Origin of the sequence: uncultured Winogradskyella sp. (genome assembly GCF_947498345.1) — a bacterium.
In the GTDB taxonomy this organism is placed as follows: domain Bacteria; phylum Bacteroidota; class Bacteroidia; order Flavobacteriales; family Flavobacteriaceae; genus Winogradskyella.
On record NZ_CANMJY010000002.1, the window covers coordinates 234172 to 256076 of the forward strand.

General features: G+C 33.6%; 16 protein-coding genes. 5 read left to right on the plus strand and 11 right to left on the minus strand.

The features are described from left to right. Nucleotides 1-40: 40 nt before the first annotated feature. Nucleotides 41-2347 carry an inorganic phosphate transporter gene (locus Q0912_RS04220; protein WP_299112377.1) on the minus strand — a complete coding sequence of 769 codons (2307 nt, stop codon included), beginning with the start codon at nucleotides 2345-2347 and terminating at the stop codon, nucleotides 41-43. 69 nt (nucleotides 2348-2416) lie between these two features. After that, nucleotides 2417-3622: a porin gene (locus tag Q0912_RS04225; RefSeq protein ID WP_299112378.1), complete on the minus strand. Its 1206-nt coding sequence runs from the start codon at nucleotides 3620-3622 to the stop codon at nucleotides 2417-2419. A 376-nt stretch (nucleotides 3623-3998) separates the two neighbouring features. Here Q0912_RS04225 and Q0912_RS04230 point away from each other — a divergent pair, with 376 nt between their 5' ends. Then, a complete protein-coding gene (locus Q0912_RS04230) occupies nucleotides 3999-4364 on the plus strand; it encodes a nicotinic acid mononucleotide adenyltransferase (protein WP_299112380.1) in 366 nt (121 codons plus the stop codon). Nucleotides 4365-4453: 89 nt separating this feature from the next. Here Q0912_RS04230 and Q0912_RS04235 read toward each other — a convergent pair whose 3' ends face one another. Further along, on the minus strand, nucleotides 4454-5626 hold the full coding sequence (locus tag Q0912_RS04235; protein ID WP_299112381.1) for a multidrug transporter: 1173 nt from the start codon (nucleotides 5624-5626) through the stop codon (nucleotides 4454-4456). Between the two features lie 36 nt (nucleotides 5627-5662). Next, nucleotides 5663-8485, minus strand: coding sequence for a TonB-dependent receptor (locus Q0912_RS04240; protein WP_299112382.1), 2823 nt, complete (start codon nucleotides 8483-8485; stop codon nucleotides 5663-5665). 227 nt (nucleotides 8486-8712) lie between these two features. Between Q0912_RS04240 and Q0912_RS04245 the strand changes: the two genes are divergently transcribed. Next, nucleotides 8713-10053 carry a deoxyguanosinetriphosphate triphosphohydrolase gene (locus Q0912_RS04245; protein WP_299112383.1) on the plus strand — a complete coding sequence of 447 codons (1341 nt, stop codon included), beginning with the start codon at nucleotides 8713-8715 and terminating at the stop codon, nucleotides 10051-10053. Nucleotides 10054-10139: 86 nt separating this feature from the next. After that, on the plus strand, nucleotides 10140-10310 hold the full coding sequence (locus tag Q0912_RS04250) for a hypothetical protein (protein ID WP_299112384.1): 171 nt from the start codon (nucleotides 10140-10142) through the stop codon (nucleotides 10308-10310). On the opposite strand, the gene dxs is transcribed toward Q0912_RS04250, so the two are convergent. Beyond that, nucleotides 10284-12056, minus strand: coding sequence for a 1-deoxy-D-xylulose-5-phosphate synthase (gene dxs, locus Q0912_RS04255; protein ID WP_299112638.1), 1773 nt, complete (start codon nucleotides 12054-12056; stop codon nucleotides 10284-10286). The genes Q0912_RS04250 and dxs overlap by 27 nt on opposite strands. Before the next feature lie 22 nt (nucleotides 12057-12078). Continuing rightward, a complete protein-coding gene (locus Q0912_RS04260) occupies nucleotides 12079-13065 on the minus strand; it encodes an energy transducer TonB (RefSeq protein WP_299112386.1) in 987 nt (328 codons plus the stop codon). A 79-nt stretch (nucleotides 13066-13144) separates the two neighbouring features. Here Q0912_RS04260 and Q0912_RS04265 point away from each other — a divergent pair, with 79 nt between their 5' ends. Both Q0912_RS04265 and Q0912_RS04270 read left to right on the plus strand, forming a co-directional pair. Then, entirely contained in the window at nucleotides 13145-13594 is a 450-nt protein-coding gene (locus Q0912_RS04265; RefSeq protein WP_299112387.1) for a nucleoside deaminase, read from the plus strand. A 5-nt stretch (nucleotides 13595-13599) separates the two neighbouring features. Then, entirely contained in the window at nucleotides 13600-14052 is a 453-nt protein-coding gene (locus tag Q0912_RS04270; protein WP_299112389.1) for a hypothetical protein, read from the plus strand. Between the two features lie 47 nt (nucleotides 14053-14099). Here the strand turns inward: Q0912_RS04270 and Q0912_RS04275 are convergent, their stop codons facing one another. The 5 genes from Q0912_RS04275 to Q0912_RS04295 all read right to left on the minus strand — a co-directional run bounded on the left by Q0912_RS04275 (nucleotide 14100) and on the right by Q0912_RS04295 (nucleotide 21904). Then, nucleotides 14100-14291 carry a cold shock domain-containing protein gene (locus Q0912_RS04275; protein ID WP_008269621.1) on the minus strand — a complete coding sequence of 64 codons (192 nt, stop codon included), beginning with the start codon at nucleotides 14289-14291 and terminating at the stop codon, nucleotides 14100-14102. A 101-nt stretch (nucleotides 14292-14392) separates the two neighbouring features. After that, the gene (locus tag Q0912_RS04280; protein WP_299112391.1) at nucleotides 14393-14638 is read right to left on the minus strand and encodes a hypothetical protein; all 246 of its coding nucleotides are present in this window, start codon (nucleotides 14636-14638) and stop codon (nucleotides 14393-14395) included. A gap of 33 nt (nucleotides 14639-14671) precedes the next feature. After that, on the minus strand, nucleotides 14672-16453 hold the full coding sequence (locus tag Q0912_RS04285) for a chloride channel protein (RefSeq protein ID WP_299112393.1): 1782 nt from the start codon (nucleotides 16451-16453) through the stop codon (nucleotides 14672-14674). 45 nt (nucleotides 16454-16498) lie between these two features. After that, nucleotides 16499-18253: an aspartate--tRNA ligase gene (gene aspS, locus Q0912_RS04290; RefSeq protein ID WP_299112395.1), complete on the minus strand. Its 1755-nt coding sequence runs from the start codon at nucleotides 18251-18253 to the stop codon at nucleotides 16499-16501. 105 nt (nucleotides 18254-18358) lie between these two features. Next, nucleotides 18359-21904, minus strand: coding sequence for an efflux RND transporter permease subunit (locus tag Q0912_RS04295; protein ID WP_299112397.1), 3546 nt, complete (start codon nucleotides 21902-21904; stop codon nucleotides 18359-18361). Between the last annotated feature and the right edge of the window lies 1 nt (nucleotide 21905).

The following is a 21905-nucleotide window of genomic DNA, read 5'->3' on the forward strand; positions in this document are numbered from 1 at the left end:
TGATGGCTTTTACTACTATTATAAATATTGTAATTAAATACTACTCTTGTTCTGAAGAATCATTGTCTTCAATAATTTCATCCACAACAGTAATGGTAGCAGGTTCAATAGAACTATCAAAAGAATTATGATATTCTTGTAATAAATTCATTGTAGCGTTAAGTAAGTCTTTAGTCTCAAGTAATAACCCGAAATAAAGCGTTGTGTTTTTTGGACTAGATTCTTCTGTTCTAGTTCTGGAAACTTGCTTTACGATTTTATCTGTAACTAAATCCAGAACCTCTTTTTTACGATTTATTATTGAACCGATCTGTTCAAATGATCTAGAATCAAAAGCAACTTTAGTATCGTTCAGAAGAATTTCTATAGCATCATCAACTTCTTTAAGCTCTTTAATCTGGCTAAATTTAAGTTTCTTGTGATTATTATTCACATGCTTATGACTTACCTTAGAAATATATTCTAGAGACTGTGTCATGTCTTCTAAATATCCCAAGATATTAATATAGAAGCTACTTGCTCTTAGACTGGTTTCGTCTAAGTTTTTAATAAAGTAGAAAATATTATCACGTAAGCTATCAACTTCTGTTGATAATTTATCTATTTGTTTCTTATTCTTTTTAAGTAAGGTTAAATCTTGTTTTGCTAACCCACTAACAGCGTTGGTGTATATTTTATTTCCACGTTTTACAACATTAGAGATATTGCCAGCGCTCTCTTGGATAACTCCTTGAACCGATCTACTACCAGTAGCTTTTAAGCTATCCTCATCTACAGTTTTCGTTGATTTATCTTTATGAGATTTGTAGTTTCTGTATAATAAAATAGCTGTCAATAATAATAGAATTGGTGTTATTACTGTAGGGTTCCAATTGATTAAGAACACTACTGTACCGGCAGCTATAAAAGCTCCAAGAGCAGTACCAAACCATCCACCAATAACATTTAATACGCCTGCAACACGATATACAGCACTTTCTCTTCCCCAAGCTCTATCAGCTAAAGATGTACCCATAGCTACCATAAAAGTTACGTAAGTGGTTGATAATGGTAATTTCATTGAAGTTGCAATTGCAATTAATACACCAGCTACCATTAAATTTACAGATGCTCTAATCATATCAAAAGCGGGCGCATCAATACTCTGGTCTTTAGTTAATATAAACTCTGGCTTATTAAAACTGTTATTAATTTTACCTTTTATAGATTTTGGTAAAATAGCACCAAAGTAATTAGATAATCTCGTTGTGCCTTTTACAATTGATCTAGACAATTGATTAGGCTCAAATTTTTCGTGAGTATCACCTTGACGAGACAAGCTGATTTCAGTTTCAGCTACAGTTTTAGCTTTTTTAGAAAACCAAAGTGTTAATACCATAATTGCACCAGCTATAAAAAGTAGTAGAGGTTCTGCTGGTACTTTTTTATCTAAAACATCCATTGACATGGTTATATCCATACCATTAGCAATCCAAGCTTCATAAGAATGATAAGCAGCCATAGGCACACCAATAAAGTTTACTAAGTCGTTACCAGAAAAGGCTAGAGCCAATCCAAAAGTACCAACAGCAATGACTACGAGTAGTACAGTTTTTTTGGTGATTTTTTCGAATATGAAAGAAAATAAAGTCCATATCACGAAACTTCCTAAGATGATATAGATTTCATTACCTTCAATTAAACCTTTTAAATCTTTATAGTAAGGAGTTCCTTTAAGTCCTTTTAAAAAGATAAAGTAAGTAATAGCAGTTAAGGCTATACCTCCGAATATCATTCCAAAATTCTTTACTTTTTTCTCATAGTTAAATGTAAAAATAAGTCGCGATATCCATTGCACTAATGCACCAACCGAAAATGCGATAACAACAGATAGCAAAATACCAGAGATAATCTCAATAGCTTTTTCTGTGTTTATATAAGTTGCTAAATCCGAGAGGGTTTGAGAGTCAGAATGACTAATCTTTATCAACGACATTACAACGGCTGCACCTAATAAGTTAAATACAATAGAAACTGTAGTAGATGTTGGTAGGCCTAATGTATTAAAGAAGTCTAATAATAGAATATCGGTAATCATTACAGCCATGAAAATGAGCATAATTTCTCCAAATTCAAATTGGGCAGGAACAAAAATTCCTTTTCTTGCTACTTCCATCATTCCGCTAGAAAATACGGCTCCAATAAAAATTCCTAAACTCGCAACAATCATTATGGTTCTTAAAGAAATGGCTTTAGAACCTATTGCAGAATTTAAGAAATTAATAGCATCATTACTCACACCTACGATAATATCAGCAACAGCTAATACAGTGATGGCAATTAACATGAATAAATACATATTGTCCATAATTTTTGATTTTGCAAATATCTAGACTGTTTAAGTTAGATATGTTATGTTAATGTTATTTTTTATTGTTTAAAAGTGAATGTCAAAACCTAATCTAAAGGTAATGTTATCTTCGTTGCCATCAACTGTTGTATAGCTAATATCAGACTGAACTTTTAACTTGTGTCCTACTATAAATTTGTTAACACCTAAAGTGTATTGTCTTTCAGGATCGCGATTTGTAATTGACTCAAAGTTAGTACCTGTGTAACGCGCTGCTATTTCGTAATTACTTTTAAATAAGTAACCTGCTTGTAGGTTTAAGGCATTACCTGTTAAAACCACATCTCCTGTTGGAGTTGTACCGTCAGCTTCTGTTGCAACTTCATCGTCAGCGGTACGCTTAGCATATTCGCCCATAAATGAAAACCCTTTATACTTAAACATTGCATCAGCAAAAATTGTGGTTTGGTCGGTCTCATATAAAGTCCCATCTGCTCTAATCATATAATCACCTGCAAACCCTCTTTCTCTCACTGCATCTTGATTGTAGTTGTATGTAAAACCAACCATTAATTTTGGTTTTTGTTCACGTTTTAAATCAGATTGACTATAATCTCCTTTAGACTTAAATTTTCCAAAAGGCAAAAACTCTAAACGTGCAGTATATTGTAACCCTCCTTCATTACCTTCAGTAACATTTCGACCTTCACCTTGAGAAATTGAAAGTTTTTCTTTTATTAAAAAATCTTTACCAAGTTTAGTCTTATGTCTTAATTGAATACCTAAGTCACGGTCAATATTAAAACGACTGTTTAATAAAGAACGATCTATCAATTGCATATTCGCAGAAGATACAACACGTTCTACATTACCGGGCAATTTTGTTTGACCTGCCCATAACTCCCAGTTTTCTGCAAAACTCCACATTATAACAGCATCTAAAATATAACGAGGTGTATTTCTGTTAAATTCATTGGCTCCAGAAATATCTCGGTTTGATAAACCTAATTCCATTTTATATCTAAGCTTTGGGCTGTAAGCAAAACCATCAAATTTTAATCGCGCTCTACGAACTATGAAGTTATGTTCTGGACTTACGTATTGATCACCATCGTGATCCCATGAAGAGTTTGATCGTACTTGAAAGCGAGGAGCAAATTTTATACTAAAAGAACTGTCTTTAGCTACAAAATTAATAAGGCCTTTCCCAAATGAAGTATCACTAATTTCTTGGGCTCTTAAAGAAAAAATCGATAAAATAGCTATAGTAGCTATAATAGGTTTTAGTTTCATTATATGATTTAGTTTTTGTCGAGTGCAAAGAACTTACATATTTCAATTACGAATGTTTCCTTAATGTTAAGTTTTAGCATAAAAAAAACTGCCTTGGCCAAAGGCAGTCATTAGAATTCATGATAATTAGTCGACAAAAACTAATAGATTATACGAAACTAATATGTCTTATAAGACAAAGACAAATATAATATCGATGTATAACGAGATTGTAACCATAGTATTAATTAATTATTAAACTTATTGTATGTTTATTAATATTATAAATACTTGATAAACAATAATTTAAGATTCTAATGTAAAATTAATGTTAAGTAATTGTTGCTTAAATATTAAGAAATCTTTATATTTGATTATAATTTTAAAAACCCATATTATGAACAAGAATGTTTTAATGTTGTTCGCTTTATTTATCGGTATGGTTTCTTTTGCTCAGCAAGAGCGACAGTTAAAATTTAATGAAGACACCAATTTAATTGAAGTAACCTATTATCATGACAATGGAGTTGTAAGTCAAACAGGATTTTACAATCTAGATGGTAAGTTACAAGGTGAGTGGTTAAGTTTTAATGCCGAAGGTAATAAAAGTGTTTCAGCAATTTATGATAATGGGAAAAAGGTCGGCAAGTGGTTTTACTGGTCAGGTAAAACTTTGAAAGAAGTAGATTATACAAATAACGCTATAGTTAGCGTGGTTGAGTGGAAAAGGGATGATAAAACATCTGTTGCTACTCGAGATTAATAAAAAAGATGATTAATAAAAAAAGCATCCTAATTTTTAGGATGCTTTTTTTATTAAACTTGTGTTCTAACTAAAACTCAAATAAGGTACTAATTTGCTGTCCAGTTTGCCCCCCAAGTTGCAAAATCAGTTCCAGTTGCATTTGCTGCATTACCAAAAATGACATCAGCTTCTGTAAGTACATTTTCTAAATCGCTAAGTACTACCGGAGAATCTACATCAGTAAATGATATATCAGTAACAGAAGTATCGCCATCTAATACTCCTTGGCTAGTCGCCTGACCTGGCTCATCATCTTGTATTACAAAGCCACGTCCAAAATTGCTAACCAAAACATTAGAGAAAACACCTCTAGAACCTGCACGTAATCTAAATGCGCGACCAGAGTCATTATCTCCAATAACGGTAACATTAGTGACGTTTGGTGCAGAGAAATACCCACCTTCATTAGAGAAGTCTGTGTTAAATCCATCCATTTCGAAACCACTATCATGACCTATACCTTCATTCTGTATAATATATACATCTGTTAGAGAACCTGTGTAGCCTTCAGTCCAGTCAATAGAATCATCTTCTGCATCTGTAACGACTAAGTGACTTGCATTTACAGTACCACCAAAGAATTCGAAACCATCATCAGAACCTTTAAAAATTTGTACATAATCGATTGTAGTACCATTACCTACAGCATAAAGTGATAATCCATTAAGCTCAGCATTACCATCAATAGCACCACCAACATATTCTAAACGTACATACTCTAAACGACCTGAGTCATCATTTGGAATGTTACCTCCGTAAGATAAACCACCAACTTCTGTTGTAGCTGTATCGTCTGATCCATCTGCAGTAGAATTGATAGGCGCTTTTCCGCAAATTACAATTCCTCCCCAATCTCCAGAGCTTGGAGTACCAGCATTAGATGTAAATACTATTGGGTTAGAAGCTGTACCAGCTGCATTAATTTGAGCACCAGGTAAAATAGCGATATAAGCGTTAACACCAACTGGAGCAACTTTTATTTCTGCTCCTGCAGGTACAGTAAGCGTCGTATTTTCTGCCATTAATAATGGACCAGTGATTAAATATTCTTCACTGTTACTTAGAGTTAAATCTTCGGTAAATACACCACTAAGTTCAATTACATCATCAGAAGTACTTGGATTATTAGTAATGTTAATCTCGATATCTGAAGTATCATCTCTTTCACATCCCATAAATGTCAATGTAAAAGAAAGTAGAATTAATAAATTACGTTTCATTGTTTTTAGAATTTAAATATTGAGTTATTATTTTTATTAAAATTTATATTTTAGAGAAAGTCCCATGTTTACACCAGCTTTGAATTCTGAAATAGTAATATCTCCACTACCAGTATCTTCTCTTACAAATGAAATATCAGGATTCAATAAGTTAGATGCAGAAACCGTTAGGTCTAGTTTTTCTGAGATTGGGCTATTCCATACAAAGTTTAAAGCAGTAACACTTTTTTCTACGATATTCCCTAACTGTCCAGAGCCTATAGAGTATATTCTGTCTGAGAAATAAGAGCTAACAAGTGTTAACCTTGGCTCATAGTTTCCAAATTTAGGTTTATAGGATAAATCAGCGTTAAAGACCCATTTTGATGCTCCTTCAAGCTCTTCGGTACTACGATCAAAAGATGTAGTAAATGTTCCTGAAATATCTTTTAAATCTTGTTCTGTGAATAGGTAAGATCCGTTGAATCCAAAGCTCAATAAAGCATTTTCCTCATCACGTTGGAGTAGATTTTTACGTAGTTCTACTTCTAATCCAAACGCTTCGGCATTATCACCAGTTCTAAAATAACGCTGTGTACCAGTAGCATCTGCTGCAACAACTCTGTTAACAGGATTTTCAATACGTTTTGCAAATGCAGCTACAGATAAGATCTCATCAGCAGATACAAACCACTCGTATTTTAAATCGAAATTATATATTTCAGAATATGTTGGGCCGTTACCATCAGGGCCGCCTAATAAATCAGGGTTACCACCATAACGTAATGTTACATCCTCGTATACAAATGGCGCAACTTCTTTAAATTCTGGTATAGATGCTGTTTTACTAAATGAGAATCTTAAGTTAGAATCTTCGTTTAAGGCATATTTAACGTTAAAGCTAGGTAGTATCAAAGTTTCGGAAACCGATCTTACTCCAGGGTCATTAGGTGGAATATTAATTACGTCGTATTCAATCTCTTGCTCAAAATGTTCAAAACGCACACCAGGTACTAATAACCACTTTTCACCTAAATTGATTTCGGCATTGGCATAACCAGCATTAATGGTTAATAAACCGTTATAGGTGTTTTCTGGTAAACCAGGTACGTTGGTATTACCTATTTCATTACTTATAGGATTAAGTACAATAGTATTAAATAGACCTTGACCTGGTTCAAGACTTAGGTTATTGACATTTAATAATGAGTTGAGATTATTTACGTTCAATACAGGTGTATTGTCTCTATCAATAATTTCGTAACCATATCTAATACTATTGAATATACGTTTTTTTCTACGACCGTTATAACCAATATTGAATTTGAAGTTTTCTGAAACTTCCTTATTAAAATTCAAGAAACTACTGTATTCGTTATCTTCAATAGTTTGAAAAAAGCGTTGATTATCAAAAGGAATATTAGTATAAAATATAGGATTAGTATTAGGATCATTATCTAAGGCAAACTGATAATTTTCAAACGAAAAACGTTTTCTGTCTGGTTCATCAGATAAAACCTTGTTGTAACCAAAACCCCAAGTAATTTTTATACCATCTTCATCAGATGATCGGTGTGTCCCCAATAATTGGTTTACAAAAACCATGTCCTGGTTAAATCTTCCATTAATGGTAAAGTATCCAAATCCATTAGGATCTACACTTGCAATATCATCACGATTAAACCCACGACCTTTAGTACCAAAATACCCTACTTCATCATTAGAACTATTAATAAATAAGGAGCTGTATTTTAATGAATTTTGATCATCAATTTTAAAATCTAAATTCAACATACCAGTTGTATTTGTACTGTAGCTGTACTCTTCTACATTTGGGTAATCGACCTTTAATACATTGGTGAAATCTCTAGCGATACCTTCTCTGTACTCAAAACCATTAGAAAACCCTAAGGTTGCAAAGAAGCTTAGTCGTGTATCATCGTCAAAGTCAAAAGAGTACCCTCCGGATATAGAACCATTAAGGTTAACTGGTGATTCGCCTTGTTGAGGGTCAACAGTATGAGATAATACTACGGCAAAAGGATTATTGTTATAACGGTTGTAGTATCCAAAGAAACTTGCTCCGTCATTTCTAACAAATGTTTCGCCAGCAGCATTAGAATTAACTCCACTACCTATAGCTATATTTAAAAATCCGTTACCGTTATATTCTTTAGAATTAATGTTAACATTACCAGCAGCAAAATCTCCATAAAAATTAGGTGTATAAGCTTTACTTACCGATATGTTTTCAATAATATCTGTTGAGAACAAGTCTAAGTCGATATTCTTTTTATTTACATCAGTAGAAGGTAATGACAGTCCATTCATAGTTGTATTTTGGTATCTGTCACCTAAACCTCTTACATAAACATCACTAGAGCTTTCTTGTTTAGAAATACCAGAGATTTTTGATACGGCCGCAGCAGCGTCACCAACCCCTTTTCTAGATAATTCTATAGCACCAATACTTTGCTTTATTTCCACAGCTTTTTTCTGGTCTAATAATAATGCTGCTTCACTTTCTTTTCTGGTTGTGGTTGTAATAACAACCTCGTCTAAGCTTGCTGCACTCGCAGCCATAGGAACATTGATTGTAGTCACTTTACCAGGAACAACTTCTGCTTTAATCTCTATTGTTTCGTAACCCACGAAGCTAAACACTAAAGTATAAGAGCCAGGGTCTAATTCAGTAAATTGATATAAACCATCAATATCCGAAGTTGTACCAGTTGTGGTACCTTTAATTAGAATATTGGCGAACGGTAAAGGTTCGTTATTATATTCTTTATCTGTAAGCTTGCCAACAATAGAACCTGTATTTTGAGCAAAGGTTATTGCTGAAGTTAATAATATGAGTATGATTTGTAAATTTCTCATCAGTCTTTTAAAATTGCTGCTGCAAAGAAACTGTGATATTTCATCATTAAGGTTATACAAAAATTAAAGATTTGTAACGAAAAGGTTAGTTTACTGTTAGCTTAGTATTAACTGAATTGACAATAAGGAAACAATTTAGTAACATTGATAATTTAAGAATGTATCTAATCTTTTTACCGCCAACTCTATAGCAAATTATCTATCTTGCATACTCTAAAATTTAAACTATGAACTGGGAGCAATTACTATCCTTAAAACGTTTTGGAGATACCAATAAAAGATTAAGAAAAGAGCAAGATGAAAGCCGTTTGGGTTTTGAGGTGGATTATGACCGTATTATATTTTCTTCAGAGTTTAGAGGACTTCAAGACAAAACTCAAGTTGTTCCTTTGTCTAAAATTGATTTTGTACATACGCGTTTGACCCATAGTTTAGAAGTTAGTGTTGTTGGTAGATCTTTAGGAAGAAAAGTTGGACGATTGTTGTTAGAAAAACATCCGCATTTAGAAAATGTTCATGGCTACAGAATGAATGATTTCGGAGCCATAGTTGCAGCAGCAGCTTTAGCCCACGATATCGGTAACCCACCTTTTGGGCATTCTGGTGAAAAATCTATTGGGGCTTATTTTAAAGATGGCAATGGAGCGGAATTTAAAAGCGATTTATCCAATAAAGAATATCAAGATTTATGCGATTTTGAAGGCAATGCCAATGGGTTTAAAATTCTTACTGAAAGTCGTGAGGGTAGAGAAGGAGGCTTACGTTTAAGTTATGCCACTTTAGGTGCTTTTATGAAATACCCTAAAGAGTCGTTGCCTAAAAAGCCAACTCAGCATATCGCTGATAAAAAATATGGTTTTTTTCAAAGTGAAAAAGACATGTTTGCAGATGTAGCTTTAGAGCTAGGTTTAACCAAACGAAGCGAAAAAGATTTAAGTTTTCAAAGGCATCCTTTAGCGTTTTTGGTTGAGGCAGCTGATGATATATGCTACACAATTATTGATTTTGAAGATGGTATTAATCTAGGACTTATCCAAGAAGAATATGCCTTAGAGTATCTTATTAATTTGGTGAGAGCCAGAATAAAAACCGAAAATTACAACGCTTTAAAAACTACTGAAGATCGCATTAGCTATTTGAGAGCGTTGGCTATTGGAACTTTAATAGATGAGTCTGCCTCACTTTTTATGAAGCATGAAGAGGCGATTTTAGCAGGTAATTTTGAAACGGCTTTGTTAGACGTTAGCCAGTATAAAGCTCAGATTAAAGATATTATAGATTTAAGTATAAAGAATATATACCGTTCTAAGGAAGTTATCGATAAAGAGATTTCTGGCTATGAAATTTTAAATCAATTACTTAAGGCTTATGGTAAAATGGCTTACAATTACACCAAAGGCCAGATGTCTAATTATGATAAGCTATTATTTAATGCGCTGCCAAAAACATTAAATTTTACTCATGATTCGCTTTATCAAAATTTATTGGCAGTTTGTTTATATATTTCTAAATTGTCTGATACCAATGCAATGCTGTTGCATCAAAAATTAAAAGGTAATATTTCTTAAGCTGCATTTCAACGAATAAATTTGTTTTTTAACGATATATTGTTTTTATTTACTTCATAATCAGCCCTCAACCAAAAATCCTACTTATGAGAAATAATATACTTGGAGGCTTAGTCATTTTTATGGTTGTATTGACTTGCCTATTAATGCTAGACGACATCTCTAATACTCAAGAGCAACCTTCAATTGAAGACACTGCGCAAATAGAGCAAGCTGAAAACCAAACAGATTTAGCTATTGTTGAGAACGAGGAGTAGTTCCTCGATTTTCTTTTTTATAGAGATAGCATCCAATTTCTGAATATTAAGTAATTGGCTTATTGAGCCATGTTCAATAAATTCATCTTTAATGCCTAATGTAGTTATTGGTTGTTTGTAGTTGTGATTATTTGCAAAAGCCAAAATTGAACTACCAAATCCTCCAACTACAGTACCATTTTCAATGGTTACAATTAATCCGTGATTGGTAAAAACCTCATGTAACAGATTTTCATCTAGAGGTTTTATAAACTGTAAATCATAATGAGAAACCTCTAAATCTTTAATAGCTGCCTCAGCCTGTTTTGCCATAGTGCCAATAGATAAAATAGCAACTTGTTTTCCTTTTTTTAAACAAGTACCTTTTCCTATTTCGATAGTTTCAAAATCTTGTTTCCAATCTAAAAGATGACCTCGGCCACGTGGATAACGAATAGCTAAAGGGAAGTCTATTCCGAGTTGAGCAGTGTACATTATATTACGGAGGGCAATAGCATCTCTAGGCGCAAAAATCACCATATTAGGAATACAGTTTAAGTATGCCAAATCAAAAACACCATGATGCGTTGCTCCATCTTCTCCAACCAAGCCAGCTCTATCTAAACAAAAAATGACAGGAAGGTTCTGTAAAGCCACATCATGAATAACTTGATCGTAAGCACGTTGTAAAAAGGTGGAGTAGATGTTGCAAAACGGAATCATACCTTGCGTTGCCATACCAGCCGCTAAAGTCACGGCATGCTGTTCCGCAATGCCAACGTCGAAAGCACGTTCTGGAATTTTGTCCATCATATATTTTAAAGAGCTACCTGTTGGCATAGCTGGTGTAATTCCAATAATCTTTTCATTTTTTAAAGCAAGCTCAACAATAGTTTCTCCAAAAACATCTTGATATTTTGGTGGCTCACTAGAATGAGATTTGGCAATTAGCTCACCAGTTTTGGCATCAAATTTTCCAGGTGCATGATATTTAATTTGATTTTCTTCAGCTTGCTTTAAACCTTTACCCTTTGTAGTTATAACATGTAAAAACTTTGGTCCTTTAACCGATTTTAAACGTTCTAATTCTGAAATTAATAAGGGTAAATCATGGCCATCAATAGGACCAGAGTAATCAAAATTTAGAGCCTCAAAAATATTGTCTTGCTTTTCGGTGCCTTTTTTAACGTTGGTTAAATATTGCTTTAATGCACCAACACTTGGGTCGATACCAATGGCATTATCATTTAATATTACCAATAAATTAGTGTCAGTAACACCTGCGTGATTTAAACCTTCAAAAGCCATTCCACTAGCAATAGAGGCATCACCAATAACAGCTATATGATGCCTATTTTCACCTTTAAGTTTTGAAGCAATAGCCATACCCAATGCCGCAGAAATCGAGGTGGACGAATGCCCAACACCAAAGGTGTCATATTCACTTTCACTACGTTTAGGGAAACCACTAATACCATTGAATTGTCTATTGGTATCGAAAATAGCTTTGCGACCAGTCAATATTTTATGGACATAGGCTTGATGACCAACATCCCAAATCAATAAATCTTCAGGTGTATTAAAGACATAATGCAAGACAATTGTTAATTCAACAACTCCTAAACTCGCCCCTAAATGCCCTTCTTTAGTCGCCACAATATTGATGATAAATTCGCGTAATTCTCTCGCCAAATAGGGTAAATCTTCTGATTTAAGTTGGCGAAGGTCTTTAGGGAGATTGATATGTTCTAAAAGTGATGTTTTCACTTCGTAAAAATACGAGATTTTATTAGTCTTCAACCATGAAAACTATAGGTAAAGAATAAATTGATGCTATACTTATGTCTTTCTGTCGTGCTGGCTTGAACTGAGGCAAAAGCTTTATAACACGAATGGCTTCTTCCTCTAAATCTGGATGTGTAGATGACCTTACTTTAATATCTTCAACAAATCCTTTTTCATTAATCTTGAATTGGATAAAGATTCTTTGTTTTCCTTTTAAGTTTAAATGCTCTGCAATTTTCTGATTAAAATTATCTTTTACTAATTCTGTTACACGATTAGATAAGTGTTTTTTCTTTTCAGAACGAGATAAACCTTTTGGCGTATCCATAAATTCAGGAGGGTTCTCTACAATGAGCAACCCAAAAACAACGTCGTCTTGTTCAGGACCAGAGCAGAGAGGAGGTGCTTCAATTTCTAATGAATCAATATCTATAGGCTCAATATCATTAACATCTACTGGTTCTACATCTATATCTCCAGTTTCTATAACCATCATACCATCCATAAGAAGCTGTTCTGTCACTTCTATTTTTTCAGATTTATTATTTGGTTTACTTATAGTATCTAATGGATTCTTTTTTGAATCCTTATGATTTAATATAGTGTCGATTGACTTTTGATTGGTTTTAACCATTTCAATACTTTCTATTTTCTTCGTCTTTCCTTTTTCATCCTCACAATTGAATAAGGTTATTCCCATAGAAAATAATAGTGCCAAAATAAATAGGCGATGAAAACTTAGATTTTGGTTAAAAACAGTTTCAGGTATTTTTAAATTAATAGTATCTAATTGACTTTGCTTAATATGACCACAAATGCGCTTATTTCTATTATTATGAATATAATCTTGAATCTCTTTAGTATCCATTTTAGTAAAATCGACAACTGTTTTAGAACAAGATTGGCAAAAGCGTCCTTTTTCATTTGGCGTCATTTGAGACCAATTTTCGTGACAAGGTTTTGGGATGGAGATAGAATAATATGACTTCATAAATAATAGCTTTGTTTAAAGCCATCAAAATTCTTGCCGTAATCTGTTCTAATTATTTTGAAATCGTATTTTTACAACCATGATAGACCCATTTGACGATACCTATTTTATGCGAAAAGCACTTCAGGAAGCTGAGGTTGCTTTTGATAAAGGTGAGGTTCCTGTTGGTGCCATTATTGTTGTTAAAGATAGAATCATAGCAAGAACACATAATCTTACAGAACTTCTTAACGATGTGACAGCGCATGCCGAAATGCAAGCTATTACTTCGGCTGCAAATTTTTTAGGTGGAAAATACTTAACAGGTTGCACACTATATGTAACTTTAGAACCTTGCCAAATGTGTGCTGGTGCTTTGTATTGGAGTCAGATTTCTAAAATAGTTTATGCAGCTTCAGATGACCAACGAGGTTTTGAAACTATGGGAACTAAATTACACCCTAAAACAAAAGTGGTGAGTGGAATTCTTGCTGAAGAAGCTTCAGCACTAATGAAGCGTTTTTTTATTGAAAAACGTAACTTAAATTGATACAGATGAACAAACTTTTTGCAATATTAGTTCTCTTATTCGCCTTAAACTGTAAATCAACAGAACATCAAACTAAAATGGCAAAAGAGGATATTGTTTTAATTGGTAAGGGTAACCTGTTTGGATCAGGTGCCGAAGGTATTGAAAAACAGAATTTAATTGTTACAGGCTCAGACCAATGGAATGGATTATTAAAAAAAATGAATTCTGTTAATAATGTGTCTGATAGCTTTTCTGAAACTAAAGTCGATTTTTCAAAGTACACGCTTATAGCTATTTTTGATGATGTAAAAGGAACAGGAGGACATAGTATAGAATTAGATATAAATACTAATTCTGAAAATATTGAAGTAAACATAGACCATAAGGGACCAGAAGGTATAGCAACAACCGTTATGACTCAGCCTTTTTATATTGTAAAAATTCCTAAAAGCGACTTACCAATACTATTTAAATAAAAAACGCCCAACCAAAGGTTGAGCGTTGAAACTTGTAAGATATATACTTATAGTACCTGTACGTTTGCAGCTACCATTCCTTTTCTTCCTTCTTCTTCTGTGTACTCTACATTGTCACCTTCGCGTAATTCTACGCCATTAAGGTTTGATACGTGTACGAAGATGTCTTTTCCTGTTTCTTCGTTGGTAATGAATCCAAATCCTTTTGAATCATTGAAAAATTTAACTGTTCCAGTCATTATAAATTAAATAAAAATTAAAGTGCAAAGGTAGTGTATTAACTAATGCGATATGTTAATAAATCATTTTATTTTAAAATATTGATAATTAATGAGTTAAATTAAATCTTTTTCTCTCGTTGATTTTCCCGCATTTTATCAAGATTTTCCTTAGTAAGCATGTAGTCTTTAACATCTTTGTCTTTCCACCTGTAATAGGAAAATAAAGGGAAAACCACTAAGAATAGACCTAATACTCCAAAACCAACAAGCTTTTGGCTGTACTCAACACCTAAAACTAAACCACAGATAATACTGGTTATTGATGCTAAAAAAGCGATAAGTGTTATAATGTGTATCGTTTTCATATTAATTGTATTCTCAGTCAGACACTACATAATTTAAGATGTAAAATTAATCAATTCACGTCTATAAGCTGTTAAGAGTTTTGATTTTGAAACAAAACCATAGTACTTGTTGTCTTTTATTACAGGTAAATTCCAAGCTTTAGAGGTTTGAAATTTCTTCATTACCTTTTCCATAGAGTCATTTTCATAATAAATCACCTCTGGGGGTTTTTGCATAAAGGTTTCTACAGTGGTGGAGTTGTATAAACTTTGATCGAACATTACAGAACGAATATTATCTAGCAGAATAATACCAATAAAATTTTTATCATCATCTGTAACAGGAAATAGGTTTCTATTGGATTTTGAAACCCCATTTTTAAGCATTTCACCTAGAGTCATTTCAGGATGTAACGCTATAAAATTTTGCTCTATAACCGAATCTAATTTCATTAGCGTTAGGACGCTTTTATCTTTATTTTGAGTAAGAAGAGCTCCCTTTTCTATCAATTCCTTAGTATAAATCGTATGGTCTAAACCATTTTTATTGATGATGAAAGACATCGAAGCAGTGATCATCAAGGGAACAAACAATTCATAGCCACCAGTAATTTCAGCAATCAGAAAAATAGCAGTCAATGGAGCATGAAGCACACCAGCAATAAGACCAGCCATACCGATTAGTGTAAAGTTAGCTTCTGAAACATTAAAACCTAAACCACAATTATTAATCACTTTAGCAACAACATTTCCTAATGCGCTTCCCATAACTAAAGTAGGAATAATGATTCCACCAGTTCCTCCAGCTGCAAAAGTGGTGGTCATAGCTATAGCTTTAAATATTGTAATGCCAAAAAGTAAACCAATAACAATCCAAATATTATCCAGGTGAGCATCAAAAGGTGTATTGCCTAAGGCTTCAATATCGTTGCCCAGCATAAGGTTATTTATAAAGCCAAAACCTTCACCATATAGTGGAGGAATAAAAAATAACATTATGCCAATCGCTAAACCTCCAATAATTAATTTATGTCTTGCAGACTTAAATCGGTTAAAAAATGTCGTAATTCCGAAATATATTTTTGAAAAATAAATGGATGCAATTCCTGTTCCTATACCCAGAAGGATGTAGAATAGGGTATCTTTAATGGCGAATTTATCTGTTACATTAAAATCGAAAAGCACGCTATCGCCTAAGAAAAAATAAGAAGTAATTACTGATGAAACTGAAGCAATTAAAAGCGGTAATAACGAAGCAAATGTAAGATCTAAACTAAAGACTTCAATAGCAAAAATGATAGCCGCAATTGGTGATTTAAAAATAGAAGCAATCGCTCCAGCAGCAGCACAGGCAATTAGTAAACTTCTTGTTTTTCTGTCAATATGTAATAGTCTACTGAGGTTAGAACTCAGGGCTGAAGCTGACGCAATTGCTGGCCCTAATAAGCCTACAGAACCTCCAAAACCTACAGTTAAGGGAGCTGTTATTAAGGGCAGATAGATTTTACGTTTACTAATAATACCATCGCGTTTTGATAAAGCATATAGTATAGACGGAATAGCATGTTCGCTTGGTTTTTTTGAAATGTACTTTACAAATAGATACACTAAAAACAAGCCTAAAATCGGCAAAATAAAATAGATGCTATTCTCTGAAAGAATGATACCTTTTTCAAAAATTGAATTAATTGCAAAAGTGATATTTTTTATAAAAACAGAAACTAAACCAGCTAATAAGCCTATAATTAAGCTTAGTACAAATACAAAATTCTTTTCTGAGATATGTTTATATCTCCAAATGAGTAAGCGTTTAAAAAAGTTGGATTTAGTTGGCATAGTTTAAATCTAATAAAAAATCCTGCAAGAAGCAGGATTTAATATTTATGATTTTAAATTCAATTTTAAATTGAGCTCTTCTAACTGTTCTTCATCAATTGGTGCAGGTGCATCAATCATTACATCTCTTCCTGAGTTGTTTTTAGGGAAAGCAATAAAATCTCTAATGGTTTCCTGACCGCCTAAAATGGCAACTAGTCTGTCTAATCCAAAAGCAATTCCACCATGTGGTGGCGCACCATACTCAAAGGCATCCATTAAGAACCCAAATTGTGCTCTGGCTTCTTCTTCAGAAAAGCCTAAATGTTTTAGCATAATGGCTTGTGTTGCTTTATCGTGAATACGAATTGAACCACCACCAATTTCGTTTCCATTTAAAACTAAATCGTAAGCGTTAGCTTTTACTTCACCTGGTTTAGTATCTAATAATTCTAATTGACCTGGTTTAGGTGATGTGAATGGGTGATGCATCGCATGGTAACGCTCAGTATCTTCATCCCATTCTAATAATGGAAAATCCATTACCCAAAGCGGTGCAAATTCATCAGCTTTACGTAAGCCTAAACGTTCTGCTAATTCCATACGTAAGGCACTTAGTTGTGCTCTTACTTTATTGGTTTCGCCAGAAAGCACACAGATTAAATCACCAGCTTTTGCACCAGTAACTTCTGCCCATTTGGCTAAATCGTCTTGGTCGTAGAATTTATCAACAGAAGATTTATAAGTACCATCATCATTACAACGACAGTATACCATGCCTAAAGCACCAACTTGAGGACGCTTTACCCAATCAATCAACTTATCGATTTCTTTTCTTGTATAAGTATTCCCGCCAGGAACGGCAATACCAACAACTAGTTCAGCAGAATTAAACACATTAAAATCTTTATGTTGCGCTACGGCATTTAACTCACCGAACTCCATTCCAAAACGAATATCTGGTTTGTCATTTCCGTATAAACGCATCGCATCATCGTAGAGCATTCTTGGGAATTTATCAACTTCAACACCATTAATTTCTTTAAGTAGATGACGTGTTAGACCTTCAAATGTATTTAGAATATCTTCTTGCTCTACAAATGCCATTTCGCAGTCTATTTGTGTGAATTCGGGCTGTCTGTCTGCACGTAAATCTTCGTCTCTAAAACATTTTACAATTTGAAAGTATTTATCCATACCACCAACCATAAGCAACTGCTTAAAAGTTTGAGGTGATTGAGGTAGCGCATAAAATTGCCCTTCATTCATACGAGAAGGCACAATAAAGTCACGAGCACCTTCGGGTGTTGATTTAATTAAATAAGGGGTTTCGACTTCAATAAAGTCTTCATTAGATAAATAATTTCTAACGGCTTGGGCTACCTTATGTCTAAAGATTAGGCTCTCTTTTACTGGGTTACGACGAATATCTAAGTAACGATATTTCATACGTAAATCATCTCCGCCATCAGTTTCATCTTCAATGGTAAAAGGTGGTACTAACGATGCGTTTAGAATAGTCAATTCTGAAACTAAAACTTCTATATCTCCCGTTGGAATATTTGGATTTTTAGAAGCACGCTCTTGTACCTTACCCTTAACCTGAATTACAAATTCACGCCCAAGCTTTTGAGCATTTTCAAGAATCGACTTAGCTGTTTGTTCTTCATCAAAGTAAAGTTGTGTAATACCATAACGGTCTCGCACATCTACATAAACCATAAATCCTTTATCTCTAACTCCTTGAACCCAACCTGCGAGAGTTACTTCTGTATTATTATGTGCGGCTCTTAACTCACCACAATTATGACTTCTATACATATCGAAATTTTAATCGTGCAAATTTAATCAACTTAAAGGATAATTAAATAAAAAGCCTCAACAATTGTTGAGGCTTTTCTCGCTATTAATCAAGATCCTTATGCTTTAATCAAGCACAAGAGTTTCTTTTTCTGAGATTTCAAATTCTTCAACTGTAGAACTGAATTTAGATTTTAACCACATTTTTAATGATGTAGATAAATAGAATAAAACAGGGACTACAATTAAAGTTAAGAAGGTTGCTATGAAAAGACCATAGATAACAGTCCAAGCCAACGGTCCCCAAAAAATCACATTGTCACCACCGAAATAGATATTAGGATTAAATTCACTAAAGAGAGTAAAGAAATTAATGTTAAGTCCTATAGCTAAAGGAATTAGGCCTAATATAGTTGTTATTGCTGTTAGTAATACAGGCCTTAAACGTGCTTTACCAGCTTTGATGATTTGTGCTAATAATTCGTCTTTTGGTAGATATTCAGATGCGTCTAAATCGAGTTGATTTTTTCGTCTATCAATTAATAATTGGGCATAATCGAGTAGAACCACACCATTGTTAACCACAATTCCGGCGAGAGATATAATACCCATCATGGTCATTAAAATCACAAAAGAATCACCAGTAATTACAATACCTCCAAATACACCAATTAAACTCAAGAAAATTGCGATCATAATAATTGCAGGTTTAGATACTGAGTTAAACTGAAAAATTAATATGAAGAAGATTAAACCTAACCCGGTAAAGAAAGCACCCATTAAAAAGGCCATTTCTTTATTCTGTTCCTCAATTTGACCTGTGTAATCTATTTTGATATTTGCTGGTAAACCATCAAAATTTTTCATTTCGTTTTGAATTTGACTTACAACAGCTCCAGCGTCGACATAACCAGGTGCTAATGCAGAATAAACGGTTACTACACGCTTAGCATCTTTATGCTTTATCGCACTAAACCCAGAATTATTGTTTTGATTTGCTACTGTAGATACAGGAACCTCTATAATTGTGCCAGAGGCCATATCTCTAAAGACTATATTTTGATTAAATAACGCACTGGTATTGTAGCGCAAATCTTCATTAAAACGCACATAAATATCAAAATCGTCTCCATCTTCTTTGTAAATACCTGCCTTTGCACCAAATAACGAGTTGCGTAATTGCTGCCCTACTTGTCCTGTGCTTACACCTAATTCACCAGCTTTCTCTCTATCAACGAGCACTTGCATACCTGGCTTATCTTTATTGACATCAATTTTTAATTCGTCAATCGCTGAGATATTTTTTGAATTTATAAACTCTCGCATACGCTCTGCCACAACGATTAATTCGTCATAATCATTACCCTCAAGTTCAATGTTTACAGGAGGTCCTGCAGGAGGTCCATTAACATCTTTTTCCACAGAAATTAATACACCAGGATAAATACCTGTTAATGCTTCTTGTACTTTTTTTCTTAGCTCCTCACTATCTTTCCCATTACGATATTTGTATTCTCGCATTGAAGCTGTAATTTTTCCTTTGTGTGGCATCTCTGCATCAGAACCTCCATCTGTTTGAGGATTTCCTGCGCCAGCACCTACCTGAGACACTGCACTTTCGACTAAGAAATTTTCACCATCTTTTATATACTTACTATCATTTAAGATTCCATAGACTTTATTTTCAATTTCTTTAGTAATGATATTTGTTTTTTCTATATCTGTACCTTCAGGATATTCTATATATACTATAATTTGGTTGGGTTTATTATCTGGGAAGAACTCAACTTTTGTTCTTTGAGTATTGCATGAAATTATAAACGCTGCAATTGATCCAATAAATAAAAAGAAACTTCCAAAGCTAATACCAAATGGCTTCCAACCTTTAAGTGAACTTGTAAGTATACGTTCGTAAAAATTCTCTAAACGAACCAGAGTTTTTGTTTGAAATCTATTAGCCGCCTTTCTAAGGATTAATCGATATACCCAAAGCATTACAGCTGTTGTAATCATTAAAGTGCCTAAACCTCGGTATGGTCCTCCAAACATCATAATTATTAAGCCTATACCTCCTAAAATTCCTGATATGGCAATAATGTTTTTTAATGGCATATCTTTATCCTCAGTTGTCATGAATTGAGATACTAAAACAGAATTAAAGAAAATAGCCACTAATAAGGATGAACCTAATACTACGGAAAGCGTTATAGGAAAATAAATCATAAACTGACCCATTAAGCCTGGCCATAGGCCTAAAGGAATAAATGCCGCAACCGTCGTAGCTGTTGAAATAATAATTGGAAAAGCAATCTCACCAATACCTTTCTTTGCTGCTTCGATACGAGACATGCCTTCTTGCTCCATGAGGCGATAAACATTTTCGACAACCACAATACCATTGTCAACCAGCATACCTAGTCCCATAATCAACCCAAAAAGAATCATGGTATTCATAGTATAGCCTAATGCATTCAGTATCATTAATGACATAAACATGGACATCGGGATGGCAAACCCTACAAACAAAGCATTTTTAAACCCAAGGAAAAACATTAAAACCGTAACAACGAGAATAATACCAAAAATGATATTATTTACTAAATCATCAACTTGTCCGATGGTTTTTGACGACTGATCGTTAGTAGTTGTTATTCTTAAATTTGTGGGTAATACATTAGCTTTTGCATCTGCTACTATTTTTTCGATTTTTTCTGCTGCAGCAACCATATTTTTACCCGAACGCTTTTTCACATCGAGCATTACAACAGTTTCACCTTCATTACTTACTGCATTAAATTCTCTGGCATAGGTTGTTTTGTCTTTTGGCCTAAATGTAACAGTGGCAATATCTTTTAAATAAATAGGGTTGTTATTCTCTGCTTTAATAACAAAATTTTCTAGCTCTTCGGGCTTATCAATTTCACCAATAATTCGTATAGTACGCCTTTGTCCACTTGTAATGAGGTTGCCAGCAGACATTGTCATGTTTCCATTGCCAATAGCATCAGTAATCTCATTAAAGTTAACTTTTGATGCCATCATTTTGTAAACATCTACAGCAACTTCAACTTCTTTTTCCTGAGCTCCTCGAATGTCCACTTGCTTTATTTCAGGCAGATCTTCAATTTCATCTTCAAGATATTCACCAAACTCTTTTAATCTGTCAACGGTATAATCACCAGAAATATTAATATTAAGAATTGGCATTTCTTCTGACATACTTAATTCAAAAACATTTGGCTCTACTTTAGCACCATTAAAGGTTGGCCAATCTTCACCAGAAGTTTCACTGTCAATCTCATCTTTCACCTTTTGTTTAGCCGCATCAACAGTAATGTCTTCGTCAAATTCTACGATAACCATTGAATAATCTTCTTGAGATGTTGATGTTACCTCTACAACATTACTCACATTTTTGAGTTTATCTTCTAATGGATCAGTAATCAGTTTTTCTATATCTTCAGCTGTGTTTCCAGGAAAAAGTGAACTTATGTATATTTTCGTTTCTCTAATTTCGGGGAAGTTTTCTCTAGACATTCCAAAATAGGCTGAACCTCCTAAAAATAGTATAAGGACAATGGCCACATACATTGTGGTTTTGTTATTTATTGCCCAAGACGACAGACCAAATTCCTTATCGACTTTCTTTTTTTGTTTCTTTTTATTAGCCATT

Bases quoted from the DNA above. Each gene is read 5' to 3' on its own strand.
- Q0912_RS04220 (WP_299112377.1), bottom strand. From the start codon at position 2,347: ATGGACAATATGTATTTATTCATGTTAATTGCCATCACTGTATTAGCT.
- Q0912_RS04225 (WP_299112378.1), bottom strand. From the start codon at position 3,622: ATGAAACTAAAACCTATTATAGCTACTATAGCTATTTTATCGATTTTT.
- Q0912_RS04230 (WP_299112380.1), top strand. From the start codon at position 3,999: ATGAACAAGAATGTTTTAATGTTGTTCGCTTTATTTATCGGTATGGTT.
- Q0912_RS04235 (WP_299112381.1), bottom strand. From the start codon at position 5,626: ATGAAACGTAATTTATTAATTCTACTTTCTTTTACATTGACATTTATG.
- Q0912_RS04240 (WP_299112382.1), bottom strand. From the start codon at position 8,485: ATGAGAAATTTACAAATCATACTCATATTATTAACTTCAGCAATAACC.
- Q0912_RS04245 (WP_299112383.1), top strand. From the start codon at position 8,713: ATGAACTGGGAGCAATTACTATCCTTAAAACGTTTTGGAGATACCAAT.
- Q0912_RS04250 (WP_299112384.1), top strand. From the start codon at position 10,140: ATGAGAAATAATATACTTGGAGGCTTAGTCATTTTTATGGTTGTATTG.
- Q0912_RS04260 (WP_299112386.1), bottom strand. From the start codon at position 13,065: ATGAAGTCATATTATTCTATCTCCATCCCAAAACCTTGTCACGAAAAT.
- Q0912_RS04265 (WP_299112387.1), top strand. From the start codon at position 13,145: ATGATAGACCCATTTGACGATACCTATTTTATGCGAAAAGCACTTCAG.
- Q0912_RS04270 (WP_299112389.1), top strand. From the start codon at position 13,600: ATGAACAAACTTTTTGCAATATTAGTTCTCTTATTCGCCTTAAACTGT.
- Q0912_RS04275 (WP_008269621.1), bottom strand. From the start codon at position 14,291: ATGACTGGAACAGTTAAATTTTTCAATGATTCAAAAGGATTTGGATTC.
- Q0912_RS04280 (WP_299112391.1), bottom strand. From the start codon at position 14,638: ATGAAAACGATACACATTATAACACTTATCGCTTTTTTAGCATCAATA.
- Q0912_RS04285 (WP_299112393.1), bottom strand. From the start codon at position 16,453: ATGCCAACTAAATCCAACTTTTTTAAACGCTTACTCATTTGGAGATAT.
- aspS (WP_299112395.1), bottom strand. From the start codon at position 18,253: ATGTATAGAAGTCATAATTGTGGTGAGTTAAGAGCCGCACATAATAAT.
- Q0912_RS04295 (WP_299112397.1), bottom strand. From the start codon at position 21,904: ATGGCTAATAAAAAGAAACAAAAAAAGAAAGTCGATAAGGAATTTGGT.